We start from the raw sequence: 1,253 nt of genomic DNA on the forward strand, positions 1-1,253 counted from the left end.
AGGTCGGTGAGGATGTCGTCGATGCCTTCGATGCCGACGGCGAGGCGGACCAGGCCGGGGGTGACGCCGGCGGCGAGTTGTTGGTCGGGGGTGAGTTGGGAGTGGGTGGTGGAGGCGGGGTGGATGACCAGTGAGCGCACGTCGCCGATGTTGGCGACGTGGGAGTGCAGGGTGAGCGCGTCGACGAACTTCTTGCCGGCGTCGACGCCGCCGGCCAGTTCGAACGACACGATCGCCCCGACGCCCTTGGGTGCGAGTTGGCGGCCGCGTTCGTACCAGGGTGAGGACGGTAGCCCGGCGTAGGCCACCGATTCGACCTCGGGGCGGTGGGTGAGGAACTCGGCCACCGCGACCGCGTTGGCGACGTGGCGTTCGATACGCAAACTGAGGGTTTCGATGCCCTGGGCGATGAGGAAGGCGTTGAACGGTGAGACCGCCGAACCCAGATCCCGCAACAGTTGCACCCGGGCTTTCAACGCATACGCCGGGGCACCGAGGTCGGCGAACACCGCGCCGTGGTAGCTGGGGTCGGGGGTGGTGAACCCCGGGAACCGGGACCGGCCGTCGCTGTCGCGCACGGTCCAGTCGAAGCGGCCGCCGTCGACGATCACTCCGGCGACCGCGGCGCCGTGGCCGCCGAGGTATTTGGTGGCCGAGTGCACCACGATGTCGGCGCCGTGGGCCAGCGGCTGGATCAGATACGGGGTGGCGACGGTGTTATCGACGATCAACGGCACCCCGGCCGCGTGCGCGACCTCGGCGATACCGGGAATGTCGAAGACCACGCTGCTGGGGTTGGCGATGGTCTCACCGAAGAACGCCTTGGTGTTCGGGCGCACCGCGGCCCGCCACTGCTCGAGATCGTCGGGATCGTCGACGAAGGAGACCTCGATCCCGAGCTTGGGCAGGCTGTAGCGGAACAGGTTGTAGGTGCCGCCGTACAGGTGCGGGCTGGACACGATGTGATCACCCGCGCCCGCGAGGTTCAAGATCGCATAGGTCTCCGCGGCCTGCCCCGACGCCACCAACAACGCCGCAACCCCACCCTCGAGCGCGGCGATCCGCTGCTCCACCACATCCTGGGTGGGATTCATGATCCGGGTATAGATATTGCCCGGCTCGGCCAACCCGAACAACGCCGCCGCATGATCGGTATCACGAAAGGCATACGACGTCGTCTGATAAATCGGCAACGCGCGGGCGCCGGTGCTGTCGTCGGGCGCTTGTCCGGCGTGGATCTGCTTGGTCTCGAA

Annotated in this window: 1 protein-coding gene; it reads right to left on the reverse strand. The window is 67.4% G+C overall.

The window, feature by feature from the left end; genetic code table 11:
• A partial coding sequence (locus tag AC4HOU_RS29120) for a bifunctional o-acetylhomoserine/o-acetylserine sulfhydrylase (RefSeq protein WP_195012585.1) occupies positions 1-1,253 on the reverse strand: 1,253 nt, incomplete at both ends.

The sequence above is a fragment of the Nocardia sp. JCM 38205 genome (assembly GCF_058222935.1).